14 protein-coding genes are annotated in these 17,030 nt (G+C 41.4%); all 14 read right to left on the bottom strand.

The features are described 5' to 3' along the window. Positions 1-5 precede the first annotated feature (5 nt). On the bottom strand, positions 6-1,979 hold the full coding sequence (mutL, locus tag DWX96_RS10765; RefSeq protein WP_117698418.1) for a DNA mismatch repair endonuclease MutL: 1,974 nt from the start codon (positions 1,977-1,979) through the stop codon (positions 6-8). 17 nt (positions 1,980-1,996) lie between these two features. Then, positions 1,997-4,621, bottom strand: coding sequence for a DNA mismatch repair protein MutS (gene mutS, locus DWX96_RS10770; RefSeq protein WP_117841248.1), 2,625 nt, complete (start codon positions 4,619-4,621; stop codon positions 1,997-1,999). 58 nt (positions 4,622-4,679) lie between these two features. Then, entirely contained in the window at positions 4,680-6,287 is a 1,608-nt protein-coding gene (locus DWX96_RS10775; RefSeq protein WP_118057450.1) for an NAD(P)/FAD-dependent oxidoreductase, read from the bottom strand. Next, complete coding sequence (locus DWX96_RS10780; protein ID WP_118057449.1) at positions 6,284-7,528, bottom strand: NAD(P)/FAD-dependent oxidoreductase; 1,245 nt, start codon at positions 7,526-7,528, stop codon at positions 6,284-6,286. The genes DWX96_RS10775 and DWX96_RS10780 overlap by 4 nt, the downstream gene beginning before the upstream one ends. Positions 7,529-7,629: 101 nt before the next feature. Further along, positions 7,630-8,007 (bottom strand): hypothetical protein, encoded by a 378-nt coding sequence (locus tag DWX96_RS10785; protein ID WP_117698382.1) that lies wholly within the window; start codon positions 8,005-8,007, stop codon positions 7,630-7,632. An 85-nt stretch (positions 8,008-8,092) separates the two neighbouring features. Next, entirely contained in the window at positions 8,093-9,751 is a 1,659-nt protein-coding gene (locus DWX96_RS10790) for a putative polysaccharide biosynthesis protein (RefSeq protein WP_118083001.1), read from the bottom strand. A gap of 29 nt (positions 9,752-9,780) precedes the next feature. After that, positions 9,781-10,899 carry a DUF3048 domain-containing protein gene (locus DWX96_RS10795; protein ID WP_118057447.1) on the bottom strand — a complete coding sequence of 373 codons (1,119 nt, stop codon included), beginning with the start codon at positions 10,897-10,899 and terminating at the stop codon, positions 9,781-9,783. A gap of 15 nt (positions 10,900-10,914) precedes the next feature. Next, complete coding sequence (gene ybeY / locus DWX96_RS10800; protein WP_117946943.1) at positions 10,915-11,412, bottom strand: rRNA maturation RNase YbeY; 498 nt, start codon at positions 11,410-11,412, stop codon at positions 10,915-10,917. Next, positions 11,409-12,590, bottom strand: a complete 1,182-nt coding sequence (locus tag DWX96_RS10805; protein ID WP_022243794.1) for a hypothetical protein — start codon at positions 12,588-12,590, stop codon at positions 11,409-11,411. Before DWX96_RS10805 ends, ybeY begins: the two co-directional genes overlap by 4 nt. Next, entirely contained in the window at positions 12,577-13,575 is a 999-nt protein-coding gene (locus DWX96_RS10810) for a PhoH family protein (protein ID WP_022243793.1), read from the bottom strand. Before DWX96_RS10810 ends, DWX96_RS10805 begins: the two co-directional genes overlap by 14 nt. Further along, the gene (locus tag DWX96_RS10815) at positions 13,562-14,821 is read right to left on the bottom strand and encodes a sporulation protein YqfD (RefSeq protein WP_118057446.1); all 1,260 of its coding nucleotides are present in this window, start codon (positions 14,819-14,821) and stop codon (positions 13,562-13,564) included. Before DWX96_RS10815 ends, DWX96_RS10810 begins: the two co-directional genes overlap by 14 nt. Before the next feature lie 9 nt (positions 14,822-14,830). Then, positions 14,831-15,121, bottom strand: coding sequence for a YabP/YqfC family sporulation protein (locus tag DWX96_RS10820; RefSeq protein WP_227700104.1), 291 nt, complete (start codon positions 15,119-15,121; stop codon positions 14,831-14,833). A gap of 27 nt (positions 15,122-15,148) precedes the next feature. After that, positions 15,149-16,456 carry a pyrimidine-nucleoside phosphorylase gene (locus DWX96_RS10825; protein WP_197420805.1) on the bottom strand — a complete coding sequence of 436 codons (1,308 nt, stop codon included), beginning with the start codon at positions 16,454-16,456 and terminating at the stop codon, positions 15,149-15,151. 46 nt (positions 16,457-16,502) lie between these two features. Then, positions 16,503-16,985: a 23S rRNA (pseudouridine(1915)-N(3))-methyltransferase RlmH gene (gene rlmH / locus DWX96_RS10830; protein ID WP_117841040.1), complete on the bottom strand. Its 483-nt coding sequence runs from the start codon at positions 16,983-16,985 to the stop codon at positions 16,503-16,505. Positions 16,986-17,030 lie beyond the last annotated feature (45 nt).

Below are 17,030 nucleotides of genomic sequence, written 5' to 3' on the forward strand. Positions count from 1 at the left end.
TCATCCTACACAATCCGCTTGAACTTTTTCTCAATTTCATATTTTGACATGGCAATAATCGTTGGTCTTCCATGTGGACAGTTATATGGATTATCAAGCTTCATCAAATCCTTCATAAGCTGTTCCATTTCCGGCAGGCTCAGTCTCTGACTTCCTTTCACTGCAGCTTTGCAGGACATGGATGCAATCTTATCTAAAATAACATCCGCAGTTGCCCGCTCGGATATGCCATCAGTAAGCTCATCTAACATTTCAATCAATACATCCCTGGTATTCAGCCGGTAAAGATTACCCGGCACTCCACAGATACTGTATTCTGCACCACCAAAGTGCTCAATTTCGAAACCAAGCTTCGTAAATTGTTCTTTGAATCGCTCCAGTACTTCTGCCTCACGCATGGATAATGTTATGACAATCGGCGGGCTGATAGCCTGAGAAGTAAACTCTTTCTTCTCAAACTGCTTTTTTAATTTTTCATACATGACTTTTTCATGGGCAGCATGCTGGTCTACAATAAACAGTCTGTCATTATATTCTACCAGCCAGTAGGTATCAAAAAGCTGTCCGATAATCTTCTGCTTTGCCATCTCCTCTTCTTTTAAGAAAGAACCCTGTTCATAGCTTCCTTCCGGCTTTGCTCCATAGGTTTCTTCCTCACGGATGACATAGGCTTCCTTTGCCAGTTCTTTTTCCGTTTCTTTTTTCGATTGTTCCGGAAGCGGCTCTTTCTGAATCCGTTCTTCCGTCATATCTTCCGGTGGCATTGATTTTATCGTATCAAGAAGCTTTTCCTGTGCCGCAGAGCTGACTGACCCGGTTCCCATTGGTCTGCTGACAGGATATTTTATTTCGTAAGGACTGTCTTTTCGTACTGCCTTCCGGATTTCTTCCAAACGTTTCTGCTCAAATGGCTCTGGCATTACCTTCTCTATCTTAGGAACTTCCATCTCGTTTTTCTTTGGTGTATCCACCGGAACTTCCGGTATAATATCACGGTGCACTAGCGCTGCCGATAAAATACTCTGCACTTCCCGGTACAGCTCCTGCTGGTTGGAAAAGCGAAGTTCCATCTTAGTGGGATGCACATTTACATCCAAAAGACTGCTGTCAATCTCAAAATAAAGTACCGTAAAGGGATACTGATGCTGCATCAGAAACGGTTTAAAGGCATCCTCTATAGCTTTGGATAAAATCTGGCTCCGGATAAATCTGCCATTGACAAAATATAATTCGTAGCCCCGGTTTCCTCTGGAAATCATCGGCTTTCCAATAAATCCACTGACTTTAAAAAGCTCGCTTTCATGTGCAATCGGAAGCAGCGCTTTTGTAATATCCCTTCCGTATAAATGGTAGATAATATCCTTGATATTTCCATTTCCGGATGACTGCAGTTTTACCTGATTATTCATAATAAATTTGAAAGCTACGTCTGGATGGGATAAAATCATCCGCTGCATCAGTTCATGAATATAGGTGCCTTCTGTCTGGGCGGATTTTAAGAATTTCTTTCTTGCCGGTGTATTATAAAAAAGATTCCGTACAATAAAAGTGGTTCCATCCGGCGCACCGATTTCTTCTAAAGAGACTTCCTTTGAGCCTTCAATGAGATAACGGGATCCGGTAAAATCACCGTTCGTCTTTGTAATGAGTTCCACCTGACTTACTGCTGCGATACTTGATAATGCTTCACCTCGGAACCCTAAGGATGTAACGGTAAACAAATCTTCTACGGATTTAATCTTACTGGTGGAATGACGCAAAAATGCCAAAGGAATCTGTTCCCTTTCGATTCCGCAACCATTGTCCGAAATACGGATAAAGGATATTCCACCTTCTTTGATTTCAACCGTTACTGCACTGGAACCTGCATCTATCGCATTTTCCACTAACTCCTTTACCACCGAGCTTGGTCGTTCGATGACTTCTCCTGCCGCAATTTTATCAATTGTTTCCTGACTTAACAGTGCAATCTGTGGCATAACGCCATCCACCTCCTTTACCATCTGTTTTTCACTTTATTCTGTAATTCGTATAACTTATTCATTGCTTCGATTGGTGTCATCTGACCCAAATCCAGTTCTTTTAATTCGTTTAATATCGTATCGTTGTCCATGGTATCAAGCAGTGAAATCTGTTCTAAATCCACCTCGTCCAACTTCGGTTTGCTGCGTTTGCTGCTTCCCTCCGCACTGATATTCTGAACAATTTCCGTAATATCATTATTACTTAATTCTTCTACAATTTCTTTGGCACGCTCAATGACATTATCCGGCACTCCCGCAAGCTTTGCTACCTGGATACCGTAACTCTTATCAGCTCCGCCTTTTACAATCTTGCGCAGGAAAACGATATCATCACCCTTTTCTTTTACTGCAATGCAGTAGTTATTTACGCTGTTTAATTTGCCTTCCAGCTCCGTCAGTTCATGATAATGGGTTGCAAATAATGTCTTTGCGCCAAGAAGCCTTGGATTACTGATATGCTCTACCACTGCCCAGGCAATACTCAATCCATCAAAGGTACTGGTTCCACGTCCGATTTCATCTAAAATCAAAAGACTGTTGGAAGTGGCATTCCGTAATATGTTTGCCACTTCTGACATTTCAACCATAAAGGTACTCTGTCCGCTGGCGAGGTCATCAGAAGCCCCTACTCTGGTAAAAATACGGTCTACAATTCCAATTTTGGCTGATTTTGCCGGAACAAAGCTTCCGATTTGAGCCATCAGTACAATCAACGCACTCTGTCGCATATAGGTGGACTTTCCTGCCATATTCGGACCGGTAATAATGGACACACGGTTGCTGCCATTATCAAGATAAGTATCATTTGCCACAAACATTTCATTCTGAATCATCCGTTCTACTACCGGATGTCTGCCATCTTTGATGTCGATAAGACCTTTTTCGTTTAATTTCGGACGGCAGTAATTATTCTGTTCCGCTACCGTTGCAAGAGATGCAAATACATCAATCTGCGCCACTGCTTTGGCGGTCTTCTGGATACGGACCACTTCATCCGCCACCTTCTGGCGGACTTCCCGGAACAGTTCATATTCTAAGACAATCAGCTTGTCTTCCGCACCTAGGATAACATCCTCTAATTCTTTTAATTCCGGTGTAATAAAACGCTCAGCATTTGCCAGAGTCTGCTTTCTGGTGAAATAGTCCGGCACCATGTCTTTAAAGGAATTGGTTACTTCAAGATAATAGCCAAATACTTTGTTATATTTGATTTTCAGATTCTTGATTCCGGTTTTCTCCCGCTCTTTTGCCTCCAAATCAGCAAGCCAGCTCTTTCCATCTGTCTTGGCTTTCCGCAGGCGGTCCACCTCTTCGTTATAGCCCTCTTTTAAGATGCCGCCGTCATGAAGGGTAAGTGGCGGTTCTTCCGCAATGGAGCGTTCGATTAATTCGTATAATTCATCCAACGTATCCAGCTGCTCATATAAACGTTTTAAAAGTGGTGACTGAAAATCACTCATCAGTGTCTTAATCGGTGGCAGCATATGTATGGAATTGCGAAATGCAATCAAGTCCCTTGGATTTGCGGTCTGATAAGTAACACGGGTAATCAACCGTTCCAGATCATAGACCGGATTTAAATATTCCCGGATTTCTTCTCTTGTGATGGCATTGGTATTAAATTCGTCAATGGCATCATAACGTTCTTCTATTTCCGTACGCTCAATTAATGGCTGTTCCACAAAGCTTCTTAAGGTTCTTGCTCCCATGGCTGTCCTGGTCTTATCCAATACCCAAAGGAGAGAACCACGCTTTTGCTTTTCCCGGAGGGTTTCAACCAGCTCTAAGTTTCGTCTGGTAGAACTGTCAATAATCATGAATTTTCCGGTGGTATACGGATGAATTGCCACCAGATTGGAAAGGGTTGTTTTCTGTGTCTCGTAAAGGTATTTTAATAATGCACCGGCTGCAACGACGCCGCTGTCATAATCTGCAAGACCAAGTCCTTCTAAATCCCTGACTTTAAAATGATCCTTTAAAGTCATCTGTGCTGTCTCATCAGAAAAATACCATGCATCCAGAGAATAAATTACGATTCCCATACGGTTTTTCATATCATCGATATCAATTCCGCTGATATAAAATGCTTCATTACAGATGATTTCTGTCGGCTGGTATTTATTGACTTCGTCCAATAATTTCCGTTCCGAATCCACTTCTGTCACATAGTAATCTCCGGTGGTAATATCTGCAGAAGAAATACCATAATGGTCACCGATATATGCGATACACATGATATAATTATTTTTCGTTTCATCCAGTGCCTGTGCATTTAAGGTAGTTCCCGGCGTTACAACTCTTGTTACTTCACGCTTTACCATTCCCTTGGCAAGCTTCGGGTCTTCCACCTGCTCACAGATAGCAACCTTATAACCTTTTTTCACCAGTCTGGTCAGATAAGTTTCTGCTGCATGATATGGGATTCCGCACATGGGTGCCCGTTCCTCTGCACCACAGCTCTTTCCGGTTAAGGTAAGCTCTAATTCTTTTGATACAACCTTTGCATCATCAAAAAACATTTCATAAAAGTCACCCAGACGGTAAAACAAAATACAGTCCTTGTATTCTTCATGTGTTTTTAAATAATGCTGCATCATTGGTGTATATTCCGTCAATGTTCTGTATCTCCTTTTCTGTTTCAAAACACCTGTTGTTTTAATCTATTTTAAGTCTTGCATATTTTCCTGCAATTGCTTCCGCTACTTTCAATCCGTCCATGGCTGCTGACATAATACCGCCGGCATAACCGGCACCTTCTCCGCAAGGGTAAATGCCTGCAATATTACTTTCAAAGGATTCATCCCTTGTAATCCGCACCGGAGAGGAAGTTCGACTCTCCACACCGGATAAAATGGCATCCTCCCTGTTATAGTCCGGAATGTATTTCGGAAAGAGCTCCATTCCTGCTTGAAAAGATGCTGCTAATTCTTTTGGAAAAATTTCCCTGAGATTTGCAAATGTATGTGCACCCTTTGTGGTACTTTCAAAAGCCCCATATCCTGTGGATATGCGATTCTCTTTAAAATCTCCGTAAAGCTGCTGCGGAATTGCTCCGTTTCCAATGCAATAGGCATTTTTTTCCAATTTCCGCTGAAACTCAATTCCAGCTAACGGTCCATCCCCTTCAAAATCATCCGGTCGAACCGATATGATAATGGCACTGTTGGCATTCTGCCCGGCTCTTGCATGATAGCTCATGCCATTGACTGCCAGCATACCTTCCTCCGAAGAAGCATTTACGACATAACCACCCGGACACATACAGAAAGAATATACCCCGCGGTGATTCTCAAGATTTGCGGTCAGCTTATAGGATGCAGCAGGCAGCAGGGCATTTTTATGTCCGTTATACTGGCATGCATCAATCATCGCCTGCGGATGCTCTACACGAAATCCCACCGCAAATGCTTTGGCTTCCATCATAAGTCCCGCTTCCTGTAACATTGGGAAAGTATCTCTGGCGGAATGTCCGATTGCCAGCACCAGAACGTCTGTTGCTACTTCCTTTTCTCCGTTAATCCGGATGGCTTCTACTTTATCTTTCTTCCCATTCAGCGTAATGTCTGTAAGCTGGCTGAAAAAGCAGTAAGTTCCACCCATTCTTTCAATTTCCAGCCGGATGTTTTTTACGACTGTTTTTAAAATATCAGTTCCGATATGAGGCTTATTTATATATAAAATTTCTTCCGGAGCGCCCATTTTCACAAAGATTTCTAACACTTCCCGGTTTCTTCCTGCCACATCTTTTACCAGCGTATTTAATTTCCCATCGGAAAAAGTACCTGCTCCGCCTTCGCCAAACTGTACATTCGTCTTTGGATTTAAGATGCCGTCCTTCCAGAACCGTTCTACTTCAGCAGTCCTCTCTTCCACACTGCTTCCACGCTCCAAAATAATTGGACAATAGCCATGCTTTGCCAGTTCATAGGCACAGAACATTCCTGCCGGACCGCTTCCTACAATAACCGGTCTGTGGGACAGCTGTTTCTCTCCGGCATCCGGGAAATGATAATGTATATCCTTTGCTTTACTGATATTGGAATTTTTATTCTTATGTAAAATCATAGCTTCCTGCTTCAATTCCACATCCACTGTGTATACAAAGGAAAGTTCATTTTTTCTTCTTGCATCAATGGATTGCTTTCGAATCTGATAACGGATCAGATCCTTTTCATTTTTTAGATGAAGTGTTTTGATAATCTGTCTTCTTAACATCTCTTCCGAATGTTCAATCGGAAGCTTTAACTGATTTACTCGTATCATGATAACTCCCTTGCCACATGTATCCCGGCTACTGCGCCGCTGCTCCATGCCCATTGCAAATTATAACCACCGCAGATTCCGTCAATATCCACCATTTCTCCGGCAAAATAAAGTCCCGGACAAAGCTTTGACTCCATGGTTTCTGCATCTATTTCATCAGTGTCTACGCCACCGGCAGTCACCTGTGCCGTATCAAAGGTATTCCAGTCAGTAATATCCACCCGGAGTCCCTGCACTGTATCTATAAATCTCTCTAATTCTTCTGTCTGCAGCCGGTTCGCATATTTTGCAGCTTTTATATGTGACTCTTCTAATAATACCGGAATTAATTTTTCCGGAAAAAAGCCGATTAAGGCTTCCCCGATGTGTTTTTCATCTGCTTTCTTAAATCTTTCCTTGAAATAGGTTAAGCACTGTTCTTTCTCCCAGAATGGCACAAAATTAAGTGTCGCATAGACTTTTTTCTGTTCTGATAACGCTCTTGTGGCAACTCTTGAAAGCTGAAATACCGGAATGCCGGATATTCCATAATTCGTGAGCTGTAATTCCCCCCGTTCGCTGCATGCATGCGTGCTTTCTATGTATAAATCGACCTTTACATCTGCACGAATTCCTGCAATATCAGCAAAAAATGACTGTTTTCCCTTCAATCCGATAAGCCCAGGTACTAAATCTATGATATGATGTCCCAGACTTTCAAGATATAGGAAACCGCTTCCGTCACTGCCACTTTTCTTTAAGGTCTTACCACCGGTTGCCATTATGCATTTTGTTGCATAAAAATCACCGCCCTTGGTATGAAAAGTGAAGCCCTTTGCGGTCTTTTCTATGCCTTTTATGCCACAGCCACAGACCACTCCAACATTCTGTTTCTTTAATTCCATCAGCAACACATCCCTGATTGCAGTTGCCTGCTCGCTCTGAGGATAATATCCGCCGTTACGCTCCTTTGGATATATGCCAAGTTCTTTAAAGAACTGCAGTGTCTCTTCCAGTCCAAACTGCTCAAATACAGGTGCAACAAAAGCAGGGTTCTGTCCGTAATATTTGTCCACACCCTGCACTTTATTTGTATAATTACATTTACCGTTTCCGGTTGCTAAAATCTTCTTACCAGGTACTTCGTTGTGCTCTAAAATAAGAACTTTTGCACCGTTTCGTGCCGCCATAATGGCTGCCACCAATCCGGCAGCACCTCCACCGACTACAACGACACCTATGCGTTCTGTATGCTTACTCATGCCAGTTATTTACTCTTCTCTCTATTTCTTTTGGACTGCTATGCAATCAGACCTATTCAGCCTTTTAGATTGTATCATAACAGTCTGAAACAATCAACTTTTTAACTGGAATAGCTTTCTAAGAAACGGTATAAATCTTCCAGTGTATCAAAGGTTTTCCCATTGCTGATTTCTTTTTTCAATTCTTCTGGCAGTCCCTGATACGCAATTCCAGTATACATGTATAAGGCATCCTCTTCGCCAAAATAGACATTCAAGTACCCGTCCTCTTCCCGGATAACAAATGCTTTTTTATTCTGAATGTTTGCACTTTCCACGCTATCCTCGAATTGCTCCGTCTCAGCTTCCTGAATCTTTATTATTTTTTCCTGTTCTTTTTCATTCAGTTTCAGATAATACTGTCTTCCACCAATCCATGCAGAGATAGATAATACCAGTGCTCCAAGGAAAAAAGTGCGCATACGTTTTGTGTTTTTCATATTCATCACCACAAACAGTATGCGCAGGTTTTTTCTTTTTATACAATTTTTTCAAGAATTCTATGTTTTGCCCTTTTATTGCATTTTATAATAAATGTAATTTCTTGGCAATACGGACGAAAAGGTATCCCTTCGGGAATTTCTTTAATTCTTCCTCACTTAAGCCTTTTAATAATAAAAGAATTGCACCATATACAACAGCTCCCATTACAATCGCAAGTATAGCTGCAATGGCATTTACCTTAATAACAGCAAAAATACCTTTGTAAACGCCAAAGACTACGACACCCATAATGGCAGAAGCTGCCACCGGGATTAAGAAAGTTTTCACAACTTCCTGGCGATAACCACTGTATTTCCGTAAAGACATTGCGTTAAAGAGGCACATAAAGAATGCAAATAAAGCATTCGAATATACCACTGCATAAATACCAAGATGTAAACCAAACATCATCACTAATAGTGCAATCAGATGCAGTCCCAATGCGATAGCCGCATTTTTAACAGGCTCTCTCATCCGGTTAATTCCCTGTAACAATCCATTAGATAATGTGGAAAGAGAATAGAACAAAATTGCAATAGCTCCCGTTGTAAGCATGGTTGCTGCAGTAGTTCCGGTGCTGCCATAAAGATGCAGCAGCTTTAATATCGGTCCTGACAGCACTGCAATTCCAATGGTACAAGGGAATGCAATTACCATAATAAAGCGGATTGCAATATTAATCTGGCTTCGTACGGACTCTCTGTCTTTTCTTGCATACGCACCGGTAAGATTTGGTACACAAGAAGCCGCCATCGCAGCAGCAATGGAAATCGGAATATTGATAATGGTCTTATATTTTCCGGAAAAGATTCCCCACCAGACATCAATATCATCCGGCTTATAGCCCTGTAGTTCCGCTACGTTCTTATAGATACCCTGATCTAAAATTGCACTGATATTATAAATTGTGGTACTTAAAAGTACCGGAACAATGGTCATAATCAGTACACGAAAGACATTCTGATAGGATTCTGTTTTGCTGCTGGTATCCCGGCGCATCTGTCGTTTAAAAATACGTTTGTATGCCAGAAACAACATTCCAAGGAATAAAAGTGCAAACACCGCTCCCATATTGGTACCCAGTGTTCCGCCTGCAGCACCGTAAGCAGAACCATACTTTTCCTTATTTCCAAGCACTGCTCCGATTCTTGCCCCATATCCATAGAGGATATAGGCAGCTGCAATACTGACAATCGCATTGACAATCTGTTCGATAATCTGTGAAATGGCACTCGGCATCATGGTACCAAGTCCCTGGAAAAATCCACGTAAGACTCCTAATACAGCAACTACCAGTATCGTCGGTGCCAGAACCTTCAATGCAAAAATACTAAGGGGCGTATTCAGCATGTTTGTGAAGAATGACGCACCAAAGAAAAGAATCAAACTTGCAGTAAGTCCGGTACCGGTTGCTAAAAGCAGGGCACCTTTTACAATTCGATATGCATTTTTTCTTTGCCCCTTCGAGACACGGGCAGATACCAGCTTGGATACCGCCAATGGCAGGCTGTATGCAGAAATAATCAGCAGGATATTATAAATTTCAAAGGCTGCACTGTAATAACTGTTACCGGTATCTCCAATGATATTGGTCATCGGGATACGATAGAGCAGACCGATTATCCTGCTGACTATAGAGGCAATTGCAAGAATGGAACCCTGTACTAAAAAGTTGGAGTCACTCTTTTTTCCTGAACTCATAAATTTACCTCAAGTAATTTTCGAAATAATTATTTTGCGGAAGGTGGTGTAAACTCATCTTCTGTTGCATAGATATTTAATTTCTTCTCCATATCATTTAACAATACACATACCATGGTCTTACCCTGATTTAATGTGATTTCATTTCCGGAAGCGTCATAGTATCTGGTTGGCTCGTTTTCGCTTGCTTTCTTCCATGTCACATCTATTACTTTACCGTTAGTAATATATTTTCCGGTTCCTTCACCGGTGCTCTCAACATCCAGATAACCGTGTGCATCATCTAACTTGGTATAATCGCAGTACTGAAGCAGAATGTTCTTAAAAGCAAGCTGTGTGCCTGTATTTTCATCCATATGCTCTTTTTTATACTGGAAACGATAGTATAAACCATCTTCACTGTTATATACAAACCAAGGATTGTTTACATAATATCCCGGCTGAACCACTGCTGCATCTGCTCCGTCTGTAAGTTCAATTTCTTTTTCATCATCTTCATTAAACTGATAATGTCCTTCATAATCGGAAGGCAGCTCGGTATCATAACCTTTTAATTCAATTCCGGCATCAATACCATCTGTGCTTACAAATGCATTGTGTGGAGCCTTTCTTGACTTGTCACGATAGAAAGTAGCAGAATCAATGGCACCCTCTAAACCGTTTAAGTCCTCAACTTTGCCACTCTCTAACAGCTCAGTTGCGTAAATTGCCTGTCCGTAATGAATATAAATTGCATCAAATTCCATTGCATAATATGCATAGTAGTGACGGCAGCTTCTTACCGAACCAATCTTGTCTAATCCGGAATAATCCTGGAAAATTGGCATCAGACGGGTAATTCCGCCTTCAGCAGGAGCTTCGTAAAGTACGTCTGCCTGTGACAGTCCATACTGTGGCAATGCATCATTGGTATTTCCAATCATGATTGCAACCGGTTTCTTCTTTGCTAAATCTTTATCAATCCATTCACCGGTCAGGTAACTTCTTGCCATACCATCTTTGCCAGTTTTGGTTTTGGTTTCGGTTTCAGGTTCTGCTTCAGAAACGGTTTCTGTCGGTTCCGGAGCTTCCTCTTTTTTCTTACATCCAGCTAAAAGACTGGTTGCCATCAGTGTCATGCATAAAACAATACTTAATCTCTTTTTCATGATGTTCCTCCATTTTTATCTTAAAATATTTAAGCATTCTAAAATCTCGCGCTGCTTTCCTTCCATCAATGCAGCTTCCTGCTCTTCCATGTGGTCGTAACCAAACAGATGCAGCATACTATGTACAATCAGAAATGCAAATTCTCTTTGCATACTGTGGCCATATTCCTCTGCCTGTTCCCTGACCTTGTCCACAGAAATAATAATATCCCCCAGCAGAATTTCCCCTGTATCCGGATTAAAGCAATCCTCCGTCTGATTCTCTATCTGGGAAAAATCTCCCGGTACATCATATTCTAACATTGGAAAGGATAAAACGTCCGTCGGGCGGTCTATCTCCCGGAACTCTTTATTAACCTTCCAGATACCTTCGTTATCTGTCAGTGTAAGACTGATTTCTGCTTCAAAAGGAAAATGCTCATGTTCCATTGTAAACGATATTACATCTTTTGCAAGTGTTTCATAATCAAAATCGAAGGTAACCTCCGCTTCTTTTTCTATCGCAAGGCTCAAAACAAATCCGCTCCTTTCGTTAAAAACTCTCTGATTTTAATAAACTGGTTCATGCCAAGATTCGCTTCATCATATAATCCGGCAGCCGATTTTTCGTTTAATGTCTGATAAATAATAATATCATGATTCCAGCTGTTCTTCACGGTTTCCTTGTCCAAAAGTTCAAATTTGGTAACAATACTGTCCACAATATGTACGATTGCGGACTCTATAGAACTAATAGCATTTAATTCACCATTGTATTCGCTTAGAATCTTAACCACGTTTTTCGGGAAACAGTTAATCTCAGCAAGACGAACTCCATTTTCTACAAACGGTTCTCCCTCCAGCTTGCCAATCCGGTAGTAAAATCCTGCCGCAGCTACCGTTTTATCATCTGCCCCAAGCTCCTTTGCACATTCTTCTGCCACACTCGAAACTTTACGGGCATGTGCATAATCAATTTCCGAATAGTTTTTAATCTCCTGTACCAGTGGAAAATTTTCTGCAATAATTTCAGCTAAAGTACGTTCTTTTTCATGCTTCGTATAATAATACAGCCTGTCCGCAAAAAAGTACGAAAAAACTGCAGTCAGTATCATGCTGCATCCTGCGGATAAGTACTGATGATAATTGATTTCAAAGCTGCTGATGTAATAGAAGATACTCGGAACAGCAAACGACAATGCAACAGTCATGATGCATCCATAAATTTTATATTTTTTCTGGCTGATTACCATAAGCAGAATTCCGGAAAGTACCGTCAGCATAGTATATGCCGCATATTCATAAAAACTGCCGCTGGAACACATGCAAAGCAGTGTATTAAAATAAATTCCACCTAAAATACCAATCAGCTCATTTCCGCCACAGGAAAGAATCATGACCGGAATCATGACCGGTGCCATATATGCCGGCATAAAAAAGAAACCCACATAACAGGCTGCTGCTGCAAGAAAGCAAAGAAACAGCTGATGAAAATCACTTTTTTCATTCCGGTTCAGATGCCCTCTGATACGTTCCATTTCAATCACTGCAATCAGCAATGGCAGATATAAAGCATTTATAAAAACAAGTACCAGTACACGGTCTATGGTAAACTTGCAGATTATTGCCAGAAAAACAGAATAAATCGCAACGGAAATAAGGATTCCCAGCATACGAATCATTCTTTTGGGTGAAAATCTATCTTCCTTCATTTTTCGTTACTCTTTTCGTTCTTTTATTTGCTTTTGATTCATAATCGTCATAGGCTTTTACAATCTTCTGTACCAAAGGATGTCTTACTACGTCAGCGCTGGTCAATTTGCAGACGGATATCTCATCTACATTTCGAAGTACACGTAATGCCACATCCAGTCCCGACTTCGTTCCCGGAGCCAGATCCTTCTGGGTAGCATCTCCGGTCACCACAACCTTGGAGCCAAATCCAATACGTGTTAAAAACATCTTCATCTGTGCCGGTGTAGTATTCTGTGCCTCATCCAAGATAATAAATGCATTATCTAAGGTACGGCCTCTCATATAAGCCAATGGTGCGACCTCAATAAGCCCCTTTTCCATATTCCGCTGAAAGCTTTCTGCTCCCATAATCTGATACAGTGCATCATACAGCGGGCGAAGATACGGATCTACCTTGCTCTGTAAATCTCCCGGAAGAAATCCTAATTTCTCACCGGCTTCAATTGCAGGACGGGTTAAAATAATACGATTTACTTCTTCATTCTTAAATGCGGTAATTGCCATGGCCATGGCAAGATAAGTCTTTCCGGTTCCGGCAGGCCCGATTCCAAATACAATCATCTGCTTACGGATGGCATCCACATAAGCCTTCTGCCCTAAAGTCTTTGGTTTCACCGGTTTGCCGTTTATCGTATGGCAGATGCAGTCCTTATCGATTTCTACCAACGAGCCTTCTTTATGTTCTCCCAAAAGAGAAAGTGTATATGCAACCTTCTGCTCATCAATCATGTTTCCTCTCTCTGCCAGTTGTAAAAGTTCTGCAAACACCTTGCATGCACCCTCTACATTTGCGGTATCTCCAATGACTTTGATTCCTTCATTGCGGGGCACTACCGTAACATTTAAGGTCCGTTCAATCAATTTTATATTATGGTCAAATTGTCCGAAAATATTGGAAACATGCTCTGCCGGTATATCAATTCTTGTTTCATTCAAGCTCATTTAATACTAGCCCTTCCTCTGTGTCTTCTGTATCAGGTGCTGTAAGCTGTTCCGTTTCGTGCCTTAAAGCAGCTTTTGTGCGCACTTTGATGATTCCTTCCATGATACAGTTTTTATCGTCCATATCTATAATAACATTTTTTTCTAAAATTTGAATATTTTTTTCTGCTAAATGTGACAAATAAATATTAAAATTTTCTGTAGCAACCGCTTCTGCCTGCTCTTTCGTATAAATTGCCTGTTCTGTCCGATACTCTTTTAAAGTACTAGAATAGATTCCGAGTGGCAGATAAAAGTCCCCATGAAGGCAAAGCTGCTTATAATCCGTGGTTTTGTCTGCACATTCAAATTCACCGCTTAATGCCGGAAGTGTTATTACTTTTCCAAAGAAATCAATAGCATACCGTTTCTTTTTTGCACCGGTCATTCTTTTTTCTTCATGGACAAGGGAAAATTTATCATGGTAGGAATATTCCGTCAGCAGATATATATCCGCATCCGCATTGCAATATTCATAGGCATACCGTTCCCCGCTGTCATTAGTCAAATCAATCCTGCCACTTACTAATATATCTCCTGCCTTTACTGCATCGCCGTTCTTTACTAGTGGGGTTCCATTTCTTGTAATAATTGATTCCACTGTCGCATCCTCTTCTGCTATCAGGTCTGAAGCTTCATACGGCAATTCTTCCATTGCTTCCTGCTGTACCAGATTTTCCTTGATTAATACCGTCATTTTCGTTCCGTAAATCTGTACCGATGCCCAGATGATTTCCGGAAACTGTGCCCGCAGATCCCGTTCTAACTGTTCGCAGTCAATTGTACGAATCCGGTCTCCGTAACCACAATCCTCCTCATCAAGAAATGTTAAAACGGTTTCTGTCGTAACAGATGAATTACCATCTACCTCCACATTCCAGAGAAATCGTGATAAAAACCACACCAGACCAGCTGCGAGAATTACTCCCATCAGGAAGCATTTTCGTTTCCGGTAACGGTTCATCCAGAACGGAAATCCTATTTTGCGCAGAATCCGAATCCTGCATCCGGTCTTGCTTATGAACGGACGGATACTCCAAAATGCACGAATGCTGATAAAAAAGTGATAAACATCTTCCTCTTTTCGAAGATTCCAGATTAAAATATTGTGATTGCCACACAGATTTAAAAATCGTTCCGGGGCATAACCACTTAAGACTACCTCAAGGTAACCGCCTATATATTTAAACAGGGAAAGTGTTGTCATAGAAAACCTCTATTCATACTCAATACTTTGGATGATTCCTGTTATTTTCATCTCTTCATTCGTATAATAGGAAATGTTGAGATTCTTCCCACGAACAAGAATCCGGCAGCTTTTCGCCTGAATCCTGATATATTCTTTCTCGTATTCTAAGATTCCCTTATAATTTTCCAACAGCAGTTCCCTGTTACCCATAACGGTTACAATTGCTGCCCGGTAGACTAAGTCTTTCGGCAGTTCTAAGGATTCCACCATATGATTTTTAAAATCTTTTTTTAACTCTTTCTTATTGTTTTTCCTCATATATAACTATATGAGTTTTTTTCTTTTCTATGCGGTAATATATTTTAAAACTGTTTCCGGTGCATCCAGTGGCTCTTTACTGAAAAGAAATGCATTTTGAACCAGTTCCTTTGCATCGTTGCATTTTGCTGCATCATTACCATATAATTCGGCCAGACATTCTCCTTTTTTTACGCTGTCTCCTATTTTTTTCTTAAGGCGGATACCGACAGTTAAATCAATCTGACTCTCCTTTGTCTCTCTGCCGCCGCCAAGGCTCATGCAGGCAGTTCCAATTGCCATAGCATTTAAAGCTTCTACATATCCATCTTCCGGTGCGATGATGGTTTCTGTAATTGCTGCTTTTGCCAATAACTGCGGATGATAAACCTGTTCCTTTCTGCCACCCTGTGCTTCTACAAAGTCTGCAAATTTATCCAGTGCTTTTCCGCTTGCAATGACTTTCTCCATCATTGTTCTTGCTTCGTTTTCATCTTCTGCTACACCGGCAGCCTTTAACATAAGATACCCTAATGCATAGACAACATCCATCAGATCCTTTGGCCCTTTTCCATTCAATGCTTCAATGGCTTCCTGCACTTCCACAATATTGCCTACTGTATTGCCAAGGGGCTGTGACATATCTGTAATAACCGCATAAGTTTTCTTTCCAGCACCATTTCCGATGGCCACCATAATCCGGGCAAGTTCCTCTGCCTTTTCCACAGTCTGCATGAATGCACCGTTTCCGGTCTTTACGTCAAGGACAATAGCATCCGATCCGCTGGCTAATTTCTTACTCATAATGCTGCTGGCAATTAAGGATTTCTCCGCTACCGTAGCAGTGACATCCCGGAGTGCATACAGCTTCTTATCTGCTGGTGCAAGATTAGCAGTCTGTCCCGCAATTGCAACGCCAACCTCTGATACCTGCTTTAAAAAGGCTCCTTCTGATATGGATGTGCTGAATCCTTCAAAGCATTCTAACTTATCAATGGTTCCGCCGGTATGACCCAATCCTCTTCCGGACATTTTTGCTACCGGAACACCAAGTGCAGCAATAATTGGTGTCAGAATCAGAGAGGTCTTATCTCCTACACCACCGGTGCTGTGTTTATCCACCTTTACGCCTTTAATACCGGATAAATCAAGCACATCTCCGCTATCCCGCATAGCAAGTGTTAATGCCAGTGTCTCATCGTGATTCATTCCCTGAAAACAGATTGCCATCAGCATGGCTGACATCTGATAATCCGGAATTTCACCGGTTGTAAATGCATTTATCATCCACTGGATTTCTTCTTTGCTTAAAGCAGCTCCTTCCTTTTTCTTTAAAATGAGGTCGTACATCCTCATAAAATCTCCTCCTTTTATCCGTTTCTTCTATTTATGATACGGTTGCTTATTTGTGATACGGTTCATGATTGATAATCCGATAGCTCCGGTATAACTGCTCCAATAAAATAACACGCATCAGCTGGTGCGGAAATGTCATCTTCGAAAAGCTTATTTTTTCATCTGCACGTTTTAATACTTCATCCGCAATTCCAAGGGAGCCTCCGATCACAAGAACGATATGGCTGTTGCCCTTTACCATCAAGTCACTGACTTTTTCCGATAAAGCAACAGAATCCAGCATTTTTCCGTTGATTGCAAGGGCAATGACGTAGCAGTTCTTTCCCTCTAAATATTTTAAAAGACGTTCCCCCTCTTTATGACGAATCTGCTGTTCCTCTGCCTCGGATGCTCCATCCGGTGTTTTCTCATCTGCCACTTCCACAATTTCAAGCTTACAGTATCTGCCCAGTCTTTTTTCGTACTCGGCAATGGCATCCCTGAAATATTTTTCTTTGATTTTTCCTACGCATAATATTGTTATCTTCATACTTGCAGTATACCTTATTTCAGAAATACAGACAAGGTTATTGTA

Origin of the sequence: Roseburia sp. AF22-2LB, assembly GCF_003461125.1 — a bacterium.
Taxonomy (GTDB): Bacteria; Bacillota; Clostridia; order Lachnospirales; family Lachnospiraceae; genus Roseburia_C; species Roseburia_C amylophila.